The organism is Brevibacterium sp. S22 (assembly GCF_004745485.1).
Taxonomy (GTDB): domain Bacteria; phylum Actinomycetota; class Actinomycetes; order Actinomycetales; family Brevibacteriaceae; genus Brevibacterium.
This window is the reverse complement of sequence record NZ_RHFG01000002.1, coordinates 232,344-253,721: the sequence shown is the minus strand read 5'-3', so window position 1 is coordinate 253,721 and position 21,378 is coordinate 232,344. Positions and strand designations below refer to the sequence as shown.

Genomic DNA, 21,378 nt, shown 5'->3' with positions numbered 1-21,378 from the left:
ACAACGGCAATGACCAGACATTGAATGACATCGAGCAGCGATCAAGAGAAACGAAGAGTTTGAGATACTGAGAACTCGACTCGGTTCGGGTGAGAATGAAGCCTGAACACCGGGTGAGACAAGCGGAGGACATACATGAGTGAACCCAAGGTGCTGTCGGGGCGTTACGAAGTTCGTGCGCTCCTCGGCCGTGGGGGCATGGCAGAAGTGCATGAGGGCGTCGACAACCGCCTCGGACGTCGCGTGGCCATCAAGCTTCTGCGCTCCGATCTCGCCCGCGATCCTTCGTTCCATACTCGGCTCAAGCGTGAGGCCCAGTCCGCAGCCGGCCTCAACCATCCCGGAATCGTCTCCGTCTACGATTCGGGCGAAGAGGAGTTCGTCGAATCCGGCGGTTCGTCGGTGTCCGTGCCCTTCATCGTCATGGAATACGTCGAGGGTCAGACCCTGCGCGAAGTGCTCAATGAGCACGGCACTCTCACCGTCGACGAGGCGCTCAACGTCATCGCCGGAGTCCTCGCTCCGCTCGAGTACTCCCACCGCAACGGCATCGTCCACCGCGACATCAAACCCGCGAACGTCATGCTCACCCCCGAGGGCGATATCAAGGTCATGGACTTCGGCATCGCTCGAGCGCTGAAGGACAATTCGGGGCTGACGCAGACCCAGTCGGTGGTCGGCACCGCCCAGTATCTGTCCCCCGAACAGGCCCGCGGCGAGGTCGTCGACGCCCGCTCCGACCTGTATTCGACCGCCTGCCTGCTCTACGAGCTGCTCGCCGGTCGACCCCCGTTCGTAGGCGACTCCCAGCTGGCCGTGGCCTACCAGCACGTCGGGGAGACCCCGCAGCCGCCGAGCTTCTACAATTCGAACATCCCGCCGGCCGTCGATCGCCTCGTCCTGCATGCGCTGCTCAAGGACCGCGACTCCCGCTACCAGGATGCCTACACGTTCCGTGAGGACGTGCTCGCCGCCCGCGACGGCCGTCCCATGAGCTTCGAGGACGACGTCGAGGCCACGCAGGCGTATCCGATGATGGCCCCGCCCATGACCGCTCCGATGGCTCATGCCGCCGACGCCGAGGCGACTCCCGAGACCGGGCCGATGTCGACGATCATGACCAACCAGGAGGAGAGACCGCCGCAGAAGCGATCCCGCGCCTGGATCTGGATCGGCAGCATCTTCGTCCTCCTCGCCTTGGCCGCCGTGGCTCTGTGGGTGTATGAGATCAACAAGCCCGAACCGATCGCCCAGGTCGAGGTCACGAATGTGGCGGGCATGGACGCCGACGAAGCCGAGGCCGCACTCATCCAACAGGGGCTGAGGGTCGACACGGACGAGAAATACAGCGCCGAGGTCGACGAAGGCAAGGCGATCGAGACCGATCCTCCCGGCGGTCAGAGGATCGACAAGGACAGCATCGTCAAACTCATCGTCTCCTCCGGCCCCGAATCCGTGAAGGTTCCCGACGTCTCCGGCAAGACCGAGGAGGATGCACGGAAGATCATCAACGATGCGAAGCTGCAGGCCGGCACCCACATCTCGCAGAACTCTCCGGATGTGGAGAAGGGCGTGGTCATCGAGACCAAGCCCGGTGACGGTCAGGAAGTCGATGTCGATTCGAATGTCGATCTCGTCGTTTCCTCGGGCATGGTCGAGGTCCCGGATGTCACCGGTCAGTCCGCCGAGGAGGCCTGCAAGACCCTCGAGGGCGATGAGTACCAGCTGAAGTGCAAGACCGAAGAGGTCGAGACCGACGAGCACGACGAGAAGAAGGTCTTCGAACAGTCAGCGACCGGCGGCAGCGAGGTCAAGCAGGGCACGGAGATCACAGTGAAGGTGGCCAAGAAGCCGCCGGAGCCTTCCCCGTCGGTGCCCTCGATCCCCGGTGGCATCCCGACCGCTCCCGGCGACGATGACGACGGGGACGAAGACGACAAGGACAAGGACAAGGACAAGGATTCGATGGGCGGAGGGCTCTTCGACGATTGGTCCGAAGGCATCATCGGCAACTGATCTGCACAGCGGACGGACAGAGGCCGGGTCAGTCATCGACTGGCCCGGCCTCTGTGCGTCTCCTCCGAGACTCAGTCCAAGGTGAGGAACAGGTCGGTGCGCATATCCGCGGGATCCGCCTCGGGGGTGGGGTCGGTGACATAGAGCTCGATGAACGGCAGCCCCGGACGGTGCCCGGCCGCCACCGCATCTTTGAGCAGCTGCGCCCAGGATTCCCCGAGTCCGTCATACCCGCCGAGGTGGCTGCGCACGGCCATGGATCCGCCGGGCAGCTCCGCGGGGATGACGATGTGTCCGCCCGCGATCGGGGCGGCGTTCGTCAGCCCCGCCGAGGTGGGGATCCCCACCTGCAGATCCACCGTTTCGCTCGGCTGCCGGGTGTAGAGGGCGAACGCCGGGCCCGCGGGTTCGAGTCCGGCATCGGAGAGGACGGGGAAGAGTCCGGAGAACGTTTCGTCGAACAGGGCGGGCAGTTCGGCCATGTGCATTTCGCGGGCCTCGACGACCGCTGCCGGTATGGCTGGGACTTCGATCACGGTGAGTTCGGTGAACGGTTCTTCGCGCAGATAGGTCGGTTCTGACATCGTCGCTGTCTCCTGTTCGTCAGTCGTGCGCGACTCTGTGTACGTGCACGGACCCCAGCGCATATTCGAATCGTCTGCGCACAGGGATCACTGTGCTCACGATCATAACGATCGGCCACCTCGGCGAGAACCCTGAGAACAGGGATCGGCGGGAATTCTCAGGCGATCGCGGTCGCCAGCGGGGACATGCCGGCCGCTGCTTCGGCAGCACCGGTCAGCCCGCACACCTCGAGCCAGTTGCCGAGCATGAGGTAACCGCATTCGGTGAGCACGGATTCGGGGTGGAACTGGACGCCGAACAGCGGCTTCTCACGATGTTCGATGGCCATGACGATACCGTCCTCGGTGCGGGCGGTGACGGTGAACTTCTCGAGGTCGAGGGTCTCGTCGACGATCGCCAGGGAATGGTAGCGAGTGACGGTCAGCGGACTCGGGCAGCCGAAGAAGATGCCTTCGCCGTCGTGGGTGATGACCGAGGTCTTGCCATGCATGAGCACGGGAGAATGGGTCACCTCGGCGCCGAACACCTCACCGAGGGCCTGATGGCCCAAGCACACGCCGAACACGGGCATACCAGTTGCCTCCGCCCAGGACAGCAGGGTCGGGCAGACACCGGATTCGGCGGGCACACCGGGGCCCGGGGACAGGAGGACGCCGTCATAGGCGCCGACCTTGTCGGGGACCGCCTCGGCGGGGATGTCGTCGTTGCGGACGACGTCGACGTCCGCGCCGAGCTCACGCAGATAGGCCACGAGCGTGTAGACGAAGCTGTCGTAGTTGTCGATGACGAGGATCTTGGTCATTGTCCACCACCATCTGTGACGGTTGCGTTGTTGAAGGGCATGTAGGGGGCGATCACGGGGAAGACGTACTGCATGAGCAGGAGGACGACCGCCGCGATGAGGATGAGGGCGAAGATGAGCTTGACGAACCAGTTGCCGGGAAGCAGTCGCCAGATGAATGCGTACATGTCAGGCACCACCGTCCTTGCTGACCTTGTCGTAAGCCTTCGAGTCCTTGATATTGTCCGGGGCGCCGTCGCTCGCGGGCGTCCAGTCGGTGAGTTCGGCGTAGGCGACGTAGCGTTCCCGGGCCGAGAACATCGGGTTGCATGCCGTCATCGTCAGGATCCGATCCTTGCCCTTGAAGTCAGGTTCGTCCGGCACCGGTGAGAGCACTTCGACGGCATCGGGGAGGATGATGTCGAAGTTGCGGAAGGTGTAGGTGTAGAAGCCGTCCTTCGTCTGGACGATGATCTCATCGCCCGGGCGCAGGTTCGCGATCTGGTTGAGCGGCTTGCCGTAGGTCACGCGGTGACCGGCGATGGAGAAGTTCCCGACCTCGCCCGGCATCGCCGAGTTCGGGTAGCGGCCGACGCCCATCCGGTTGAGCACGGGTTCGAGGTCGACACCCTCGGCGACGGTGCGGTAGTAGTCGTCGCCGAAGCGCGGGATGTAGAAGATCCCGAAGGCACTGTTCTTGTCCACCGGGTCGGCGACGACGGGTTCGTCCGGATCGTCGGGCAGTTCGTTCGGGTCCTGGTTGGCCCAGTCCTGGGTGAGTTCGTCGGCGAGCACTTCGTTGTCGCGATTGGCCTGGATGTCCGTCCACCACAGCTGCCAGACGACGAAGAGGATGAGGATGAGACCGGCTGTGATGCACAGTTCGCCGAAGGTCCGCACGGTGCCGCGGATCGGACCGAGCGGTTCCCGCTGCGCGGGCTGGCGACGTCGCTGACCTCCAGTGCGACCCTGAGATCCGTCCTCGCCGAGGTGGTTGTGCGGGGGCGCCTGATAGACGGGTGGGGCATCGGAGTAGACGGCCGTCGGCTCACCCTGGGCCGCGGCGGCTTCGGCTTCCCTGCGCCGCAGCTCGCGGCGGCTCGGCAGAGCCTGTTCATCTGCGGCATCGAAGCCGTCTGCGGACTGGCCGCCGGAGTGCCCGACATGCTGATCAGCGGAATGGGAGGGGGGCATCCGTCTCTGAGCAGGACGGATAGTGGGTCGCGAGGGCGGATTCACGCCCGGCTCGTTACCCGAGGAGGAACTATTCACCACTTCTGCTCCGTGACTGTCACTGCATTGTCGGGGCCGTCCGTGAGACAGGCGGGACACCCCTATGCACTTTATCCTATGAGAATCATCGTTCGTGGCGCGCTCGGAACGCTTTCAGGGTAGTCGGAGTTTTTCACTGTGACCCCCGCCGCGAGTAGACTGGTCTGCGATCGTCCCCAACCATTCATTCGGCGACCCCACCGGCGGTCGGCCGACAAAGGAGTACTTGTGGCCAAGTCCAAAGGACGCCCCCAGCGCACTTCTCGCACTTCGTCGGCGGCCAAGGCGAAGCAGGCCGATTCCGCCGCAGAGGTCGAGACGACCGAGGTCGAGGAACTCGAGACCGAATCGCTTCACACCGATGTCGCCGATGCTGATGTCGCTGATGTTGCAGACACCGATTCGGACGCCTCCGACGCTGCTGCCGACGATATGACGGACGAAGCCGCGGACGAGGAGTCGGACGAGAAGGCCTCAGACAAGACTTCTGCTAAGACCTCCGAGACTGCAGCCGCCGGGAAGAAGGCCACGACGTCGAAGGACAAGAAGTCAGAGTCGGCCGAGGACGAGAAGTCAGTCAAGGACGGGAAGTCGTCCAAGGATGCGAAGTCGTCGAAGACGTCGGCTTCCAAGGCCGCCGGCTCGAAGGGGTCGACGGCCAAGCGCACGTCGCGTTCGGGCAATCCGGCCAAACGCCCCCAGGGGCGTAAGACCGCGAGCTACACGTCGACCTCGGGTCAGCAGACGGTCAAGCCGAACCCGAGCTGGTTCCTGCCGGTCCTCATCGGCCTGCTGCTCGTCGGCCTGATCTGGCTCGTCACCTTCTACATCACCCAGGGCGCTTTTCCCGTCGAAGCGTGGGGCAACTGGAACATCCTCATCGGCTTCGCCTTCTTCGTGGCGGGTCTGATCATGTCCACACGCTGGCGATAGCACACTCACCTCTATTGTCTGGTCATTCCGCGGCGCTTGTGGCGTCTGAAACGCCGCGGAATGACCAGACAATCGGCATTCACCGGGCTTTCTTCGCCCCCAAGTTTCACCAATCCACAAGCCGCAAGTTATACCCAAGCCGGGTGCGTCGCTTGTGGATAACTTATTTTGTGCCTCTGACCAGCCTAAACACACGTGTGTAAGTTATCCACGTTGTGGATAGAGCTTGTGGACAAAGAATTCTCCACCGCAGAATTCACACAGATCGGCCTTTGTCTGGTAAACGCCTGACAGGCACGAGACCCCTGTCCGTGACAGCCGATGACCGCGGCGTTCATGGCTGGGTTCAGAGGTTGGATTCCGGGGTCGGGCTCAGGGCCAGCTTCAGAGATTGGGCCCAGGAGTCGGGCACTGGAACTGGCTTCAGTAGTTGGATTCAGGGGCTGGATTCCGGGGTCGACCTCCGGGGCTGGGCTCAGGGGCTCGGCAGAGATCAACAGCCTGGCAGGAGCTCAGAGCCCGGCCCCGAGTCCGGCCATCTTCCAGGCTCCGCCGGCCAGCATGAGCACCACCAGGCCGATCGCCGTCGCAGCGAACACCAGTGTCCGCGACCGCTGAGGTCCCAGCAGCCCCGCGCAGCCGAGCACGAACCCGGTGATCAGACCGCCGAGGTGGGACTCCCAGGACACCCCCGCGACGAGGAACCCGTAACCGAAGTTGAGCGCAACGAACACCAGCACTCCGGCGATGTTCCGGTCGAGGCGACGGGTGGGAGCCAAGAGAACGCCGACGATCGCGAACACCGCACCCGAGGCTCCGATGTGGTTCGTCACCCAATCTGTGCTGAAGGGGCCGGCCAACAGGAGCACCATCGCCGAACCGCCGGCGGTGCCGACGATGTAGACGGCGAGGAACTTCGCATGCCCCAGAGCCCGTTCGACGAAGGACCCGAAGAAGAACAGTCCGATCATGTTCGCCAGCAGGTGAAACGGGGAGGGCTCCTCGTGGACGAGGGCGACCGTGAGCACCCGCCACGGCTGTTCGAGAGTGAGTGCCGGAACGAAGCTCAACCGTCGCAGCAGGTCGAGACCGGGAATCAGCTCCGCCAGGAACGCCACCACGGTGACGATGAGGAGCGTGCGGGTGACCAGCGGCGGGGATGCAGAGAGGGCCCGGCCGGTTTCCCGTGCCGAGCCCTCCTCAGGTGTGTCCATCACACCATGGTACTCAGTAGTCCCTCAGGGACGGTGACTCACTTCGCGGTGATGTCGACCTTCTCGATGACGACCGGCTCGACCGGTTTGTCCATCGCAGCGGTGCGCACACCTTCGATCTCGTCGACGACCCGCTGTGAGGCTTCGTCGGCGACCTCACCGAAGATGGTGTGCTTGCCGTTGAGCCACGGGGTCTCGGCGGTGGAGATGAAGAACTGCGAGCCGTTGGTGCCGCGTCCCATCTGCTTGCCGGCGTTGGCCATGGCCAGCAGGTATTTGCGGTCGAACTGCAGCTCGGGATGGATCTCATCGTCGAAGGTGTAGCCGGGCCCGCCGGTGCCGGTGCCCAGCGGGCAGCCGCCCTGGATCATGAAGTTCGAGATGACGCGGTGGAAGCCGAGGCCGTCGTAGAAAGGACGCTTGGTCGGCTCACCGGTCGAGGGATCGGTGAACTCCTGCTCCCCCTGAGCCAGCTCGACGAAGTTGGCCACGGTCTTCGGAGCATGGTTGCCGAAGAGGTTGATGGTGATGTCACCGTGGTTGGTGTGCAGGACTGCGGTATGCGTTGAGGGTGTAGTCATGACTTCATTCTTCCACGCCGAGGCGGCGAATGCAGTCTCGCACCAGGTCCATTGCCCAACCTGTCAGGCGATCCGCAGACAATTCGATGGCATCCGCTGTCCACAGGTTTGCCCCTAGGACGTAGACTGGCCAGTGAACACCTTGACCACCGACATCTAAGGATTGGGAACTGTTTATGTCGAAGAAGCCCACTTCAGATCAGCTCACTTCGAAGCTCGATTCCGCGAAGCAGACGTCACTCCGAGTCCTGGCAGATGCCAGCGAGAACGCAGCCCCGAAGCTGCGCGATGCCGCCGACAAGGCTCGCCCTCAGGTCGAGGCGCTGGCCGGCAAGGCCGAAGAGTTCGCTGAGAAGGCACGTCCGCAGGTCGAAGCCCTGGCCGACAAGGCCAATGATCAGGTCCACTCCTGGGCCGACAAGCTCGAGGCCTACCGCCCCGAAGCCACCGAACGCGCCGGAAAGTTCGCCTCGAACGCCGCGACTTCGCTGTCCGCAGTCGAGACCCCGAAGCTCATCGATGACCTGGCCGTCCGCCTCACCGGTGACAAGAAGGCCATGAAGAAGGCCCGCAAGGCTCTCGCGAACGCCGGAAAGCGCATCGAGAAGGACACCGCCCGCAAGTCCGGTGGCGGAAAGGCCGCACTCGTGTGGACCCTCGTCATCGGTTCGGCCGCCGGAATCGGGTACTACGTGTGGAAGAAGGCTCAGCCGGTCGAGGATCCCTGGTCGACTCCGCTGCCGAACAACCGTCCCGCCGATGCCCGCCCGGTCGGCTCGACCCCGGCTTCGCGCCAGGCCGCAGCCACCGAGGTCTCGCAGACCGCGGTGCCGTCGACCAAGGAAGAGGCCGCGGACGAGGTCCCCGCACCCAAGCCAGCCGTCAAACCCGCCGAGGATTCAGACTCCAAGCACTGATTCGCTCCTGAGGCTCAAGCCACGCAGGCGAATCCGGGGATTCAACTGACCGTCACCGAGGCGGCCCACCGATATGGTGGGCCGCCTCGGTGTTTCTGCGTTCGGATCTAGTCGTCGAGAACCTCACGTCCGCTGGGTCCGCCGCGGGGGAAGCGCCCGGCCCTGCGGGCGGCCAAGAGCCCTGTGATCGTGAACGCCAGCGTGGCGGCGAGGATGAGCATCAGCGGCGCCGTCCATCCACCGGTGACGGTGTTGAGCCACCCGGCGAACGGCGGGGCCAGGGTGGCGGCGAGGTAGCCGCCGCCCTGCACCCGCGCCGAGGCGGACGCGGTCTGGGCGTCGCTTCCGGCCGTGCGGGCGATGATCGAGAAGATCGCGGTGAAGCCGCCGCCCTGGGCGATGCCGCCGGTGATCGCCCACAGGCCGTAGGCGCCGGGCGCGAGCAGCAGACCGACCGGCAGGGACAGCCAGAGGACGGCGACGATCGCCACGGGCGCCCACGGCTTCGACTTCACGGCCAGCAGAGGGACGCCGAAGGCTCCGAGGATCGCCGCGATCTGGAACAGGGAGGCCGTGCTGCCGGCTGCGGCCGGGGCGAGTCCGATCGTGTCGGCCAGGTAGCTCGGCAGCCAGGTCGTCGTCGTGTAGTAGGCGATCGACTGGCCGGAGAACGTGATGATGAGCAGGGCGGTGATGCCGCGGAAGGCGGCGGGTGCCTGACTCCACGGCACCTTGGCTGCGGGGGCGGCCGCCTCGGCGACGGTCGATTCCTCGGCAGCCGCGGCGGCCTGCCTGGCCGCACCCTCACGGCGCACTCGGGTGCGGATGAGCAGCATCCAGAAGGCGAGTCCGATGAGTGCCAGCACTCCCCAGGCGGCCAGGGCCCAACGCCAGCCGAAGGCCGCGGCCAGCGGGCCGGTGCCGATGAGGGTGGCCATCGAACCGATGTTCATCATCGCCGAGTACAGGCCGGTGACCATCGACACCTGTTCCCACGGGACCTCGCGGCGGATGATGACGGGCACGACGATATTGCCCAAGGTGATCGCCAGACCGATGATGGCGGTGCCCACGAGCACGAGCCAGGGCGGACCGACCGAACGCAGGACCGTGCCCAACAGGACGCCGGTCAGGCATGTGAGAACCGTGACTTCGGCGCCGAGGCGGGTGATGAACTTCCCCGCCAACGGCGTGGCCAGCGCAAACAGCAGAACCGGCAGGCCCGTGAGCAGACCGAGGCCGGCGGCGCTGAACCCCGTGCCCTCTTCAATAGCAGGCAGGATCGCGGTCGGCGCGATGATCGGGGTGCGCAGGTTGAGGGCGAGGATGACGATGCCCAGAACGATCCAGGGCAGCATCCTCGCAGCAGAGGGCCGCTGAGGCGAACTCACATCCGCTCGGGAACGCGGATGCCGAGGACCCCGAGACCTGCCTGGAGGACCTCGAGCACGATCGCGGAGAGCCGCAGACGGGAGTCACGCAGCTCAGGTGTGTCGGCGATGAGCACCGGGCACTGCTCGTAGAACGAGGTGAAAGCCTGGGCGAGATCGAACAGGTAGGTGCACAGGCGGTGAGGCTGGGAGCCGGCGGCCGCCTCGGTGAGCACATCGGCGAAGCCGAGGATGGACAGTGCGAGCTCACGTTCGGCCGCCTCGGCGAGGCTGATCCCAGCCTGCGCGACCCGAGCGGAGTCGATGCCTTCAGCCTCGGCCTTACGCCCGATGGAGCGGATCCGGGCACCGGCGTACTGCAGGTACGGGGCCGTGTTGCCGATGGGGGCGAGCATCCGGTCGAGGTCGAAGGTGTACGAGGTGTCGTGGGCGACGGACAGGTCGGCGTACTTGACCGCGCCGATGCCGACGATGCGGGCGACCTCGTCGGCCTCCTCGGCGCCGAAGTCGACGTTCGAATCGGCCAGAGTCGTCTTCGCCCGGGTCACGGCCTCTTCGAGGAGTTCGGCCAGGCGCAGCGGGGCACCGGAGCGGGTGCGCAGGATCTTGCCGTCGGAGCCGAGCACATTGCCGATCTTCACGTGTTCGGGGCTGAAGGTCTCCGGCAGCCAGCCCGCCTCACGGGCGACGGTGAAGACCATTTCGAAGTGCATGGCCTGCGGGGTGCCGACGACGTAGAGGGCCCGGTCGGCGCCGAGGTTGATCGCCCGATTGCGGACGGCAGCGAGGTCGGTCGTGGCGTAGCCGTAGCCGCCGTCGGACTTGCGGATGATCAGCGGCAGGGGTTCGCCCTCACGGCCGGTGAAACCGGCGGGGAACACGCACAGCGCACCGTCGGAGATCGTAGCCAGGCCTTTGGCCTCGAGTTCGTCGCAGACTTCGGCGAGCACGTCGTTGTAAGTGGACTCGCCGGCCAGGTCATCATCGGTGAGAGTGACATCGAGGAGGGAGTAGATGCGGTTGAAGTACTCGCGGGAGTAGCCGACGAGCGTCGTCCACAGTTCCAGGGTCTCTTCGTCGCCGCCCTGGAGTTTGACGACCCGTCCCCGGGAGCGGGTGGCGAAGGCCTCGTCGGAGTCGAACTTCGCCCGGGCCGCCTGGTAGAAGGCGTTCGGGTTCTCCGACACTTCCGAGGCCTCGTCCGAATCGACTCCCACGTCGAGGAGGTGCTCGATGAGCATGCCGAACGGTGTGCCCCAGTCGCCGATGTGGTTCTGGCGGATGACGGTGTTGCCGAGGAACTCGTGAGTCCGGGCCAGGGCGTCGCCGACGACGGTGGTGCGCAGGTGGCCGACGTGCATCTCCTTGGCCACGTTCGGGGCCGAGTAGTCGATGACCACGTTCTGCGGATCCGTGTTCCGCTCGGCGGTGGCGGCCTCGCCTGCTTCGAGGGTGCCGGCGAGGAATTCGGGGGTGAACGTGAGGTTGATGAACCCGGGCCCGGAGATCTCAGGGGCCTCACAGATGCCGTCGAGGTCGAGATTGTCTACGATCTGTGCCGCGATATCGCGCGGCTTCGACTTCAGCTCCTTGGCCAGCGGCAAGGCGACATTGGCCTGGAAGTCCGCGAACTGGCTGCTGCGGATGACGGGGTCGCGCCCGGCGAAGTCCTCACCGAAGGCCCGCGTGAGGGCGGCGGCGAAACGGTCCGTGAGCACAGAAGTCAGAGATGGCATGTGCCCATTCTATTGCCGGGTGCAAGTTGCCTGGGCATCGGTTCCGGCCAGCGGTCGCGGCTGCGCTGAGCTTGTAATGTGGGTCACGTGACTTATCTTCGCTACCCCCATATCCAGTCCGATCTCATCACTTTCACCGCCGACGACGATGTCTGGCTCGTTCCGTCCGCAGGCGGCCGCGCCTGGCGGCTGACCTCTGACCATGCGCCCGTACGGTCACCGCGGATCTCGCCCGACGGGGCACGCGTCGCGTTCGTCTCCTTCCGGACGACACAGCCCGAGCTCATGGTCGCCGAGGTGGCCACCGGGTCCCTGCGCCGGCTCACCTGGTTGGGGTCGACGGCGATGACGATGCTCGGGTGGTCGGATTCGACCCATGTCCTCGTCGGTGCGAACGCCGGGGAGTTCGAGGTCCGCAACCATGTGGTGAAGTCCGTGAGCCTCGACGGTGAGGTCGATCGGCTGTCGTTCGGTCGGGCTTCGGGCCTGGCCCGGCACCATTCGGGAGTGACCGCTCTGTCGACGCCGTTCTCCCGTCCGCCTGCGCACTGGAAGCGCTACCGGGGAGGCACCGCACCGAGGCTGTGGCTCGATCGGGTCGGCAACACGAATGCCGCCGGGATCGGCGATGGATCCGCGGCCCGGTGGCAGCGTCTGCTGCGCAAGGAGGAGGCTTCGCTGACCGACCCGCTGTGGGTCGGTGATTCGCTCGTCTTCACCTCGGACCGGGCGGCGACCTTCCCTCACCACGCCGATGAGCAGGCGAATCTGTGGATCATCGACGGTCTGGCCACAGCCGCCTCGGCGAGATCGGGCACCGGGGACGTCGACGCCGCCGTCGAACCACGCCGACTCACGCACCAGACCGAGGCCGAAGGCTATGTTCGTGACGCCACGACCGACGGCACCCGCATCGTGTGGCACAGTCGCGGTCAGATCAAGATCCTCGACAGCCTCGATTCGCAGGTCCGCACACTGGCAGTCACCCTTCCGGGCACGCAGGTGCAGCCTCTCAGCCTCGACCCGAAGACAGGGCTCAATCACTTCAGCCCTGACAGGGAAGGCAATGCCTCGGTGGTCGAATGGCGCGGAAAGACCTTCTGGCTCGCCCACCGCGAGGGCCCTGCCCGGGCACTGTGCGCGGACTCGTCGATCCGCACCCGCGAACCCCTCATCCTCGGGGATACCGGTCTGGCCGCATACGTCACGGATGTCGAGGGGGAGGACGCGATCGAGGTCGCGTCCGTGACCGGGGACAAGCCGCCTCGGCGAATCGGGGCCGGAGCCCTCGGGCGGGTCCTCCACCTGCAGGCGGACCCGGCGGGGAAGATGCTCGCCACGATCTCTCACGACGGGTCGATTCGGACCGTCGAGGTGAGCAACGGGCGGACGAGGCTGGTCGGGCATTCGGGCCATGGCGAAGCGCGCGATCCGCGGTTCTCACCCGACGGGAGGTACCTCGTCTGGTCGCAGCCGACGCAGGGCGAGGAGCTGTTGGCGCAGCTGATGATCGTCGATGTGAAGTCGGATCGGGAAGCGCAGCCGCTGACCAGCGGCAAGTTCAACGACTTCTCTCCGACTTTCACTCGCGACGGGAAATTCGTCGCGTTCCTCTCCGATCGCACCTTCGATCCCTCGTACAATCGGCATTCCTTCGATCTGTCGTTCAACAGTGTGACCCGGCCGTGGCTGCTGCCGTTGGCCGCCGATGAGCCCGCTCCGTTCGGTCCGAGTGCCGGCGGGTGGGCGATCGGTGAGGTCACCGAGGAGTCGAAGTCCGAACGTGGTCGCGGGGACAAGTCCGTCGTCACCGCCGAGGTCGAACTCGAGGGAGCGGAGGAACGCGTCCTGCCGTTCCCCGTCTCCTCGGGTGTCTTCCGGGACCTCCGATCCGCCGAGGGCGGTCTGGTGTGGCTGCGCACCGGCGATGTCGAAGCCGGTGAACTCGGCACTCAGCGGGCCGGCGATGCCGGCGACAAGCCCTCAGAGGTGATCCAGTTCTTCGACTTCGCCAAGCGCAAGGTCACAACCGTCGTCGACAAGGCAGACGAGTATGCGATCTCCGGAAACGGCAAGCTGCTCGTCGTGCGCAGCGATGATGCGATCAGCGTGGTTCCGGCGAACCGGAAGGTCGAGTCCGACGACGACGAGAACATCTCCGTCGACGTATCACGCCTGCGGTTCGAACTCGACCGTCGGGCCGAATGGCTGCAGATGTTCGAGGAGAACTCGCGGATCATGCGCGACCACTATTGGCGCGAGGACATGAACGGAGTGGACTGGGAGTCGGTGACCCTGCGCTGGCGTGCCGTGGCCGCGAAGGCGCTGACTCATGATGACCTCGTCGACGTCCTGTGGGAGACCGTGGGCGAGCTCAACACTTCGCATGCCTATGTCAGCCCGCCGGCGGCAGCGGATGCCGCATCGAAGAAGCTCGGCTTCCTCGGCGCGGATCTGGTCAAGACTCCGGATGGCTGGACGATTGAACGCATCCTCCCCGGTGAGAGCAGTGAGCCGGAGGCGAGGTCACCGCTGCGGCAGGCAGGTGTCGGGGCGCAGGCCGGTGATGTCATCACCGCCGTGAATGGTCAGCCCGTCGACGAGGCGGCCGGTCCGGCCGCTCATCTGCAGGGAGCAGCGGACACGATCGTCGAACTCACTCTGCGTCGCGGCCGCAAGGACCGCACCGTCGCGGTGATTCCGCTGGCCACTGAGGAGAAGCTGCGCTATCAGGACTGGGTGCGTTCCCGTCGAGAGTATGTGGCCGAGAAGTCGCGGGGTCGCATCGGCTATGTGCATGTTCCCGATATGACCTCATACGGCTGGGCTCAGCTGCACCGGGATCTGCGGCAGGCCATGGGACGCGAAGGTGTCATCGCCGATGTGCGGTTCAACCGCGGCGGGCACACGAGCGCGCTCGTGGCCGAACGATTCGCCGACCAGGTCGTCGCCTGGAACGCGGCACGCAGCTACGACGTCATCGACCGTGACCCGGAGGATGCTCCGCGCGGGCCCGTGGTCTTCGTGGCCAATGAGTTCTCCGGCTCCGACGGCGACATCATCAACGCACGTGTGCAGGCCAGAGGCATCGGACCGGTCGTCGGTGTGCGCACGTGGGGCGGAGTCGTCGGCATCGACGGCCGCTACGATCTCGTCGACGGCACCGGGGTGACCCAGCCGCGCTACGCCTTCTGGATCGAGGGCAAGGGCTGGGGCGTGGAGAACTTCGGCGTCGAACCCGATATCGAGGTCGAGCACGATCCCGGTCAGCTCTTCGCCGCCGACGATCCGCAGCTCGATCGTGCCATCGCCGAGGTGTTCGCTGGACTGGAGAAACGTCCCGCCGCCCAGCCGCCGGAGTTCCCACCCCCGCGGGTGCAGCCGCCGACGAAGGACGGGGCCGGCGCGCCCTCCGCTGGGCCCGACGAGGCCTGATACTCGAGGCTGCGGCATGAAGACCACTTTGCGTACCAGCCATCTGTTCGCGTCCTGATGGCTGGTTCGCGATGTGGCGCTGAGCGTACGAAATGTGGTCGAGCCTGTACGAAATGCAGTCCAAGCCGTACGAAACCTGGTGCTGGCCCGATGCTGGTCGGATGTCGGCCCGGTACCGGTCGGATGCTGGCCCGGCGCCGGCCGTGCCTCACCTGCCCAGCGGCACCAGGGCCCACATGGCGAAGGTCAGCAGCACGAAGCCCGAGATCACGCCACTGATGACGGGGATGAACGCCGGTGCAGCGGCGAAGAAGGCAATGAATCCGCCGATGCCGCAGAGCGTGACGGCGGTGGCGAGAACGTGGAAGCGATCAAGCCCGAAGACCCAACCGAGCGCGTAGAAGTGGGTGCCGACGACCACCGCCACCCACGCCACACCGAGCTCCGGATGACCGAGGCTCGACAGCAGGCGGGCCCCGGCGAACAGCAGGACCGCTTCGATGAGAACGATAGTCCAATAGGCGCGACCGAACGCTGGCCCACGGCGAGCGCGCTTCGCTGTGTCTGCGGGATCGGTTCGGACGGCGTCGGCGGGCCCTTCAAGCGAGTCCGCACCGAGGCGGTCCGCAGCGACTGCCGAACCACGTGACCGGACGAGTCCACGTATTGCGAAGACCGCAATGCCGGCGAAGGCGAGCACTCCGAGGGCGATGACGAGAGTACGACCCAGGGTGGAGAACTGAGAGCTGTTGATGATGAGGAACAGCAGCCCGAAACCGGCTCCGATGAGCGCTCCGATCTCCGCACCGGCAGCCGCCTGAGAGCTCGGTGGGCGGCCGGACGACGGTTGCGGTGTCGTCGGTCCGGGTACTTCAGCGGTCATCTTCGTCCGTTTCTCATCGTCGTCGGGAGGCAGACCCTGCCGACGGTCGGGATCCATACTCCGTCAGCCACAGGGATCTGTGCCCCAGGCGTCGGGGAACTGCCTCCTGCAGGCAACTGTGCCGAGAACATTCTTGCACCCGCACAACGGCCCCGCCGATGAAATTCGGCGAATTCACATCATTCTTTCCGACCTGCGGCTCTTGACCTTATTGATGAACTGATATTCACTAGGTGTGAACTGATATTCATTCTTCTTTCAAGGAGGCAATGATGCCCACATCCACCAGCCAGACTCAACAGGCCGCGACTACGGAATTCGCCGACATCCTCTATGACGTCGAAGAGACCTTCGCCGTCATCACGATCAATCGACCCGAGTCCTTCAATTCCTTCCGTTCGCAGACGGTCGACGAACTCATCGAAGCCTTCACCCTCGCCTGGGGCGACAACCGCGTCCGTTCGATCATCCTCACCGGCTCCGGCCAGAAGTCCTTCTGTGCCGGCGGCGACGTCAAGCAGAAGGCACAGACAGGGGACTACGGTCCCAGCCGCTACGGCATGTTCCGCATCTCCGAACTCCACAAGGTCATCCGGTCGGTGCCGAAACCGGTGATCTCCGCGGTCAACGGCATCGCGATCGGCGGCGGCAATGTGCTCACCACCCTCTGCGACATCACGATCGCGGCGTCCCACGCTCGCTTCGGTCAGGCCGGCCCCAAGGTCGGGTCCTTCGACGCGGGCTACGGCTCGGCCTTCCTCGCCCGCGTCATCGGCGAGAAGCGTGCCCGCGAGATGTGGTACTTCTGCGAACTCATCGACGCGAAGAAGGCAGAATCCTGGGGCCTGGCCAACGAGGTCGTCGAAGCCGATGAGCTCATGCCCCGCGCCAAAGAACGCGCTCGGGCCCTCGGACTCAAGGCCCCCACCGCGCTGCGCTTCCTCAAACAGTCCTTCAACGCCGATTCCGAGATGCAGACCGGCTTCACGAACCTCGCCATGAGCGCCCTCGACCTCTACGCCCACTCGCCCGAGTCGCACGAGGGTGCGGCCGCCTTCGCCGAAAAGCGCGACCCGGACTTCAGCCGCTTCGACGGCGCCCACTGATCCAACTGACCAGCACAGAGGATTCCCGTGGACACGACTCTCACGCCCGACACACAGACCCTCCTCGACGCGGCGGCCGGATTCGAGGAGCGGCTCATCAGCGAGGCCCGCGACCGCGAGGCCGCCGGTCGCATCGGTGCCGATGTCACCCGGGAGATGGGCCGTGCCGGTCTCATCGCTCCCGAACTGCCCACCCACCTCGGCGGTGCCGGCCTGACCAAGGTCACGGCCGGGCTGATCACCGAAGCCATCGCCCGCGGCGACCTCACCGTCGCCTATATCCAGGTCGTCGGATCCCTCATCGGGCAGGTCATCGCCCGCAATGCCAGCACCGAGGTGGCCGCCCACTACTGCCGCCAGATCACAACCGGAGACGCGACCGTGGCCATCGGTCTGTCCGAACCCGAGGCCGGCTCAGATGCCGGCAACCCTTCGACCACGGCCCGGCGGGACGGAGAGGACTGGATCATCAACGGCACGAAGTCGATGTCGCTGGCCATGACCTCGACCGCCACGGTGATCTTCGCCCGCACCGATCCCGGCGCCGGGCGCGGAAAGGGCATCTCGGCCTTCCTCGTCGACCTCGACTCTCCCGGAGTGACCCGACACCCCATCATCGACATGGGCCAGGCCGCGGTCGCCCGCGGCAGCGTGGACTTCACCGATGTCCGCGTGCCTGCCGACCACCTCCTCGGCGAGGTCGGCGGAGCGTTCACCCAGGTCATGCAGGGATTCGACTTCTCCCGCGCACTCATCGGACTGCAGTGCACGGGGACCGCGGCGCGCGCGATCGAGGACACCTGGGAATACGTCACGAAGAGGCAGGCCTTCGACCAGCCGCTGTCGAAGTTCCAAGGGGTCTCGTTCCCTCTGGCAGAAGCGGAGACGAAGATGGCGGCGGCACGTCTGCTGTGCTTGGACACCCTGCGCCTCGGCGACGAGGGCCTGCCGCACACCTCACAGGCAGCCATGTGCAAATGGTGGGCTCCGCTCGAGGCCTATCACGCTGTGCACCAGTGCCTGCTTCTGCACGGTCAGAACGGCTACAAACAGGACCGTGACGTCGAGAAGAGACTGCGTGACGTGCTCGGCATGCAGATCGGCGACGGGACCGCACAGATTATGAAACTCATCATCGCCCGCAGCTCCGTCGGCCGCGAATCCGCCCCCTGACCGGGGAGAACACCGACTGGCCGGGACCAACATTCCCCATCTCAGCAACAGACTCGCACCAGGAAGGACACCACCATGCCCGCACCTACTCAGACCGCACCCCTGACCGATCGCGTCATCATCGTCACCGGAGCCGCGTCCGGCATCGGCAAGGGGATCGCGAATCGGCTTGCCGATGACGGCGCCACCGTCGTCGTCGTCGACCTCGACGCGCAGAAGGCCGCGGACGCCGCCTCGGCGCTGGGCAATGATTCGATCGGGCTCGCCGCCGATGTCACCGACCGGGCGGCCGTCGATGCCATGGTCGCCGAGGTGGTCGAGCGTTTCGGTCGCATCGATGTCCTCGTCAACAACGCCGGCTGGGACAAGGTCGAACCGTTCATGGATTCGACGCCTGAGACCTGGCAGCGGGTCATCGCGATCAACCTCCTCGGCACCCTCAACTGCACGCAGTCGGCGGCCGAGCACATGATCGCAGCCGGATCCGGTTCCGTCATCAGCATCGGTTCGGATGCCGGTCGGGTCGGATCGAGCGGCGAGGCGGTGTATTCGGCGGCGAAGGGCGGGATCATCTCGTTCACGAAGACCTTCGCCCGCGAGGTCGCCCGGCACGGAATCACCGCGAACTGCGTGTGCCCGGGACCGGCCGACACCCCGCTGTTCGCCGAGATCTCCGCGGACAATCCGAAGCTGCGCACCGCGTTGGAGAAGTCGATCCCGATGCGCCGCCTCGCCGAGCCCGAAGATCTCGCGAACGCCGTGGCCTTCTTCGCCCGCCCCGATTCCGCCTATGTCACGGGCCAGACCCTGTCCGTCTCCGGCGGACTGACCATGGCCTGATCGGCAGGACTACACGGCAGCTGACTGCCGCTGTTCTACACCGCCCAAGCACCACCTCGCCGAACCGAAGACACCAGCACCGACCGAGTCACAGGTACGACACCAGAGCAAAGGAGCCCTGCAATGCCCACCCGATTCGAGACCACTCTGACCGACGCTCTCATCGAGAGGTTCACGTCCTCCGGGGATTGGAAGAATCTGACCCTGCTCGACTACCTCGAACACTGGAGTGCACAACGACCGGACGCGATCGTCACACGCGATCCCTATGGTGCGCACACCTTTGCCGAGCTCAGCTCAGATGCCGACACCTGTGCCAGGGCACTCGTCGACCTCGGCGTCGAACCCGGCGACGTGGTGGGGGTCCAGCTGCCGAACTGGTACGAATGGCTGGTCATCCACCTCGGCGCGATCAGAGCCGGCGCTGTGACCAACGGGCTCATCCCGATCTATCGGGACCGCGAGATCGGGTACATGGCCGAGAAGGCCGAGGTGTCAGTGCTCTTCGTCCCGAACCGGTTCCGGAAGTTCGACTATGCGGACATGGTCGATCGGCTGCGGCCGAATCTGCCGAAGCTGCAGCACACGATCGTCCTCGACACTCCTGGGGAGACCCGCTTCACCGGGCGGGACGGATTCGAGAAGTGGGCCGATTTCCTCAACCGCGGGCAGCAGAACTCAGCGTCGGACGATTCACGGTCAGCCGCCTCGGCGATCGAATCCATCGATTGGGACGACCGCCGCCCTGATCCCAACGATGTCGGACTCATCCTCTTCACCTCTGGAACGACGGGCAATCCCAAAGGCGTGATGCACACGCACAACAACGTCCTCGCGGCCGCGCTGCCCTGGCCCGATCACCTCGGTCTGGACGAGGACTCGGTCATCCACATGGCCTCGACCTTCGGCCACCTCACCGGCTTCATGTACGGGGTGTGCCTGCCCCTGCTCATCGGCGGCTCGGGCGTGTTCCAGGATGTGTGGAACGGTGAGGATTTCGTCCGCCTCGTCGCCGAACACGGAATCCAGCACACCTCTGGGGCGACTCCGTTCCTCCACGATCTGCTCGAGGTGGCGAAGACGACGGAGCACGATCTGTCCTCCCTCAAACACTTCTGCTGCATGGGCGCCCCGATTCCACGTGTCATGGTCAATGAGGCGCGCACGCTGCTGCCGGACCTCAACGTCTTCGGCGGTTGGGGACAGACGGAATGCGGGCTGGTGACGATGACGGCCCCAGGCGACTCGGAAGACAAGGTCACCAGCACAGACGGACGCGCCCTGGGCTCGATGAAGGTCCGCGTCGTCGATCCTCTCGGCGAGCCCGTTGCCGCAGGTGTGGAAGGAAAGATCCAGGTCACAGGGCCATTCCTGTTCGTCGGCTACCTTGATGAACCTGAGCAGAGCGCGGAGGCGTTCGCGGGCGTTTGGCTCGACACGGGAGACCTCGCCGAAATGGACGACGAGGGTTTCATCCGGATCGCCGGGCGGTCGAAGGACATCATCATCCGCGGCGGAGAGAACATTCCAGTGGCCTATATCGAGAACGTCCTCTATGAACATCCTGCGGTCTCTCAGGTCGCGGTCGTCGCGGTGCCGCATCCCCGGCTGCAGGAGATCGCGTGTGCGGTCGTGACCCTGAACGAAGGTCACAGTCTGTCGATGGACGATGTGCGCGAATTCTTCGACACCAAGGGAGTGGCCAAGCAGTACTGGCCCGAGGCGCTGCAGTGCCTTGACGAGTTCCCGCGGACGCCAAGCGGTAAGATTCAGAAGTTCAAGCTCAGAGAGGAAGTCACCGCCGAGCATGTCAGCTGAATCCGAAGACCTCAACGCGATCGTCCGCGGCGCCCGTGCGGAGTTCCGGGAACGGCAGATCGTCGATGCGGCAGTGCGTCTGATGCAGGAGAAGGGCACCCATTCGGTGTCTATGCAGGCGATCGCGAAGTCCGGTGGGGTCAGTGTCGGACTGCTGTACAAGTACTTCTCGGACAAGGAGCAGATCGTGCTCGCCGCGATCACTCGCGTCCTCGAGGAGTTCCGACTGCGGGTCCCGACCGCCATCGCCGAGGCGCATGACCCCGTGGACAAGGTGATCGCCGGGTTCTCCGAGTTCTGCCGCGTCGTCGCTGAACAACGGCACGCCGTCGTGCTCACCTATCAGGTCTCGCGGGCACTGTCGAAGGACGGGCTGAAGTCGATTCAAGACCAGGAGCTCGAAACCCTCCAGCCGCTCGTCGACGTCGTCGCCGCCGCCGTCGAGGCTGGGAATCTGCGTGATGTCGATGCGCAGACCCTGGGGCATGACCTCATGGCCACAGCACACATGTGGGCGCTCAAGCACTGGTACTTCCAGAGGATCGGGCTCGACCTCGACACCTATATCGACCGGCAGGTCCGCACCCTCGTGCTGAGCAACCTCAGCCCCGAGGCAACTCGGCCGAGGTAGCTCATTCGAAGCAGAGGGAGTGGCGGGAGTGGCGGGTGCGGAGAGAGTTAGGGAGCGGCGGGAGTG

Annotated in this window: 18 protein-coding genes; 9 read left to right on the top strand and 9 right to left on the bottom strand. The window is 65.3% G+C overall.

The window, feature by feature from the left end; all coding sequences use genetic code 11:
- The first annotated feature begins 135 nt into the window (after positions 1–135).
- Positions 136–2,016 (top strand): Stk1 family PASTA domain-containing Ser/Thr kinase, encoded by a 1,881-nt coding sequence (gene pknB / locus EB835_RS03470; RefSeq protein WP_135808067.1) that lies wholly within the window; start codon positions 136–138, stop codon positions 2,014–2,016.
- Between the two features lie 71 nt (positions 2,017–2,087).
- Here pknB and EB835_RS03465 read toward each other — a convergent pair whose 3' ends face one another.
- From EB835_RS03465 to EB835_RS03455, 4 genes are all read right to left on the bottom strand, one after another.
- A complete protein-coding gene (locus tag EB835_RS03465; RefSeq protein WP_135808066.1) occupies positions 2,088–2,600 on the bottom strand; it encodes a GyrI-like domain-containing protein in 513 nt (170 codons plus the stop codon).
- A gap of 158 nt (positions 2,601–2,758) precedes the next feature.
- Positions 2,759–3,403: an anthranilate synthase component II gene (locus EB835_RS03460; protein WP_135808065.1), complete on the bottom strand. Its 645-nt coding sequence runs from the start codon at positions 3,401–3,403 to the stop codon at positions 2,759–2,761.
- On the bottom strand, positions 3,400–3,570 hold the full coding sequence (locus EB835_RS20240) for a hypothetical protein (RefSeq protein ID WP_168216622.1): 171 nt from the start codon (positions 3,568–3,570) through the stop codon (positions 3,400–3,402). Before EB835_RS20240 ends, EB835_RS03460 begins: the two co-directional genes overlap by 4 nt.
- A gap of 1 nt (position 3,571) precedes the next feature.
- Entirely contained in the window at positions 3,572–4,576 is a 1,005-nt protein-coding gene (locus tag EB835_RS03455; protein ID WP_135808064.1) for a class E sortase, read from the bottom strand.
- A 306-nt stretch (positions 4,577–4,882) separates the two neighbouring features.
- Between EB835_RS03455 and EB835_RS03450 the strand changes: the two genes are divergently transcribed.
- Positions 4,883–5,587, top strand: coding sequence for a cell division protein CrgA (locus EB835_RS03450; RefSeq protein WP_135808063.1), 705 nt, complete (start codon positions 4,883–4,885; stop codon positions 5,585–5,587).
- 512 nt (positions 5,588–6,099) lie between these two features.
- Here the strand turns inward: EB835_RS03450 and EB835_RS03445 are convergent.
- Entirely contained in the window at positions 6,100–6,801 is a 702-nt protein-coding gene (locus EB835_RS03445; protein WP_135808062.1) for a rhomboid family intramembrane serine protease, read from the bottom strand.
- 38 nt (positions 6,802–6,839) lie between these two features.
- Positions 6,840–7,382: a peptidylprolyl isomerase gene (locus tag EB835_RS03440; RefSeq protein ID WP_135808061.1), complete on the bottom strand. Its 543-nt coding sequence runs from the start codon at positions 7,380–7,382 to the stop codon at positions 6,840–6,842.
- Between the two features lie 176 nt (positions 7,383–7,558).
- On the opposite strand from EB835_RS03440, the gene EB835_RS03435 reads away from it, so the two are divergent.
- Positions 7,559–8,299, top strand: a complete 741-nt coding sequence (locus EB835_RS03435; RefSeq protein ID WP_240688528.1) for a hypothetical protein — start codon at positions 7,559–7,561, stop codon at positions 8,297–8,299.
- Positions 8,300–8,406: 107 nt separating this feature from the next.
- Here the strand turns inward: EB835_RS03435 and EB835_RS03430 are convergent, their stop codons facing one another.
- Both EB835_RS03430 and argS read right to left on the bottom strand, forming a co-directional pair.
- Positions 8,407–9,657, bottom strand: coding sequence for an MFS transporter (locus tag EB835_RS03430; RefSeq protein ID WP_135808060.1), 1,251 nt, complete (start codon positions 9,655–9,657; stop codon positions 8,407–8,409).
- A 29-nt stretch (positions 9,658–9,686) separates the two neighbouring features.
- Complete coding sequence (argS, locus tag EB835_RS03425; RefSeq protein WP_135808059.1) at positions 9,687–11,426, bottom strand: arginine--tRNA ligase; 1,740 nt, start codon at positions 11,424–11,426, stop codon at positions 9,687–9,689.
- An 87-nt stretch (positions 11,427–11,513) separates the two neighbouring features.
- Between argS and EB835_RS03420 the strand changes: the two genes are divergently transcribed.
- Positions 11,514–14,861: a S41 family peptidase gene (locus EB835_RS03420; RefSeq protein ID WP_240688527.1), complete on the top strand. Its 3,348-nt coding sequence runs from the start codon at positions 11,514–11,516 to the stop codon at positions 14,859–14,861.
- Positions 14,862–15,069: 208 nt separating this feature from the next.
- Here EB835_RS03420 and EB835_RS03415 read toward each other — a convergent pair whose 3' ends face one another.
- Positions 15,070–15,801, bottom strand: a complete 732-nt coding sequence (locus EB835_RS03415; protein ID WP_240688526.1) for a hypothetical protein — start codon at positions 15,799–15,801, stop codon at positions 15,070–15,072.
- Positions 15,802–16,016: 215 nt separating this feature from the next.
- On the opposite strand from EB835_RS03415, the gene EB835_RS03410 reads away from it, so the two are divergent.
- The 5 genes from EB835_RS03410 (at position 16,017) to EB835_RS03390 (ending at position 21,312) form a co-directional block, all read left to right on the top strand.
- The gene (locus EB835_RS03410; RefSeq protein ID WP_205749857.1) at positions 16,017–16,850 is read left to right on the top strand and encodes an enoyl-CoA hydratase-related protein; all 834 of its coding nucleotides are present in this window, start codon (positions 16,017–16,019) and stop codon (positions 16,848–16,850) included.
- A 27-nt stretch (positions 16,851–16,877) separates the two neighbouring features.
- Positions 16,878–18,023 (top strand): acyl-CoA dehydrogenase family protein, encoded by a 1,146-nt coding sequence (locus EB835_RS03405; protein WP_135808056.1) that lies wholly within the window; start codon positions 16,878–16,880, stop codon positions 18,021–18,023.
- Between the two features lie 75 nt (positions 18,024–18,098).
- Complete coding sequence (locus EB835_RS03400; protein WP_135808055.1) at positions 18,099–18,863, top strand: SDR family NAD(P)-dependent oxidoreductase; 765 nt, start codon at positions 18,099–18,101, stop codon at positions 18,861–18,863.
- Between the two features lie 123 nt (positions 18,864–18,986).
- Positions 18,987–20,681 carry an AMP-binding protein gene (locus EB835_RS03395; protein WP_135808054.1) on the top strand — a complete coding sequence of 565 codons (1,695 nt, stop codon included), beginning with the start codon at positions 18,987–18,989 and terminating at the stop codon, positions 20,679–20,681.
- Positions 20,671–21,312 carry a TetR/AcrR family transcriptional regulator gene (locus EB835_RS03390; protein WP_135808053.1) on the top strand — a complete coding sequence of 214 codons (642 nt, stop codon included), beginning with the start codon at positions 20,671–20,673 and terminating at the stop codon, positions 21,310–21,312. Before EB835_RS03395 ends, EB835_RS03390 begins: the two co-directional genes overlap by 11 nt.
- Positions 21,313–21,378 lie beyond the last annotated feature (66 nt).

Bases quoted from the DNA above. Each gene is read 5' to 3' on its own strand.
- pknB (WP_135808067.1), top strand. From the start codon at position 136: ATGAGTGAACCCAAGGTGCTGTCGGGGCGTTACGAAGTTCGTGCGCTC.
- EB835_RS03465 (WP_135808066.1), bottom strand. From the start codon at position 2,600: ATGTCAGAACCGACCTATCTGCGCGAAGAACCGTTCACCGAACTCACC.
- EB835_RS03460 (WP_135808065.1), bottom strand. From the start codon at position 3,403: ATGACCAAGATCCTCGTCATCGACAACTACGACAGCTTCGTCTACACG.
- EB835_RS20240 (WP_168216622.1), bottom strand. From the start codon at position 3,570: ATGTACGCATTCATCTGGCGACTGCTTCCCGGCAACTGGTTCGTCAAG.
- EB835_RS03455 (WP_135808064.1), bottom strand. From the start codon at position 4,576: ATGCCCCCCTCCCATTCCGCTGATCAGCATGTCGGGCACTCCGGCGGC.
- EB835_RS03445 (WP_135808062.1), bottom strand. From the start codon at position 6,801: ATGGACACACCTGAGGAGGGCTCGGCACGGGAAACCGGCCGGGCCCTC.
- EB835_RS03440 (WP_135808061.1), bottom strand. From the start codon at position 7,382: ATGACTACACCCTCAACGCATACCGCAGTCCTGCACACCAACCACGGT.
- EB835_RS03435 (WP_240688528.1), top strand. From the start codon at position 7,559: ATGTCGAAGAAGCCCACTTCAGATCAGCTCACTTCGAAGCTCGATTCC.
- EB835_RS03430 (WP_135808060.1), bottom strand. From the start codon at position 9,657: ATGCTGCCCTGGATCGTTCTGGGCATCGTCATCCTCGCCCTCAACCTG.
- argS (WP_135808059.1), bottom strand. From the start codon at position 11,426: ATGCCATCTCTGACTTCTGTGCTCACGGACCGTTTCGCCGCCGCCCTC.
- EB835_RS03415 (WP_240688526.1), bottom strand. From the start codon at position 15,801: ATGGATCCCGACCGTCGGCAGGGTCTGCCTCCCGACGACGATGAGAAA.
- EB835_RS03410 (WP_205749857.1), top strand. From the start codon at position 16,017: ATGCCCACATCCACCAGCCAGACTCAACAGGCCGCGACTACGGAATTC.
- EB835_RS03400 (WP_135808055.1), top strand. From the start codon at position 18,099: ATGCCCGCACCTACTCAGACCGCACCCCTGACCGATCGCGTCATCATC.
- EB835_RS03395 (WP_135808054.1), top strand. From the start codon at position 18,987: ATGCCCACCCGATTCGAGACCACTCTGACCGACGCTCTCATCGAGAGG.
- EB835_RS03390 (WP_135808053.1), top strand. From the start codon at position 20,671: ATGTCAGCTGAATCCGAAGACCTCAACGCGATCGTCCGCGGCGCCCGT.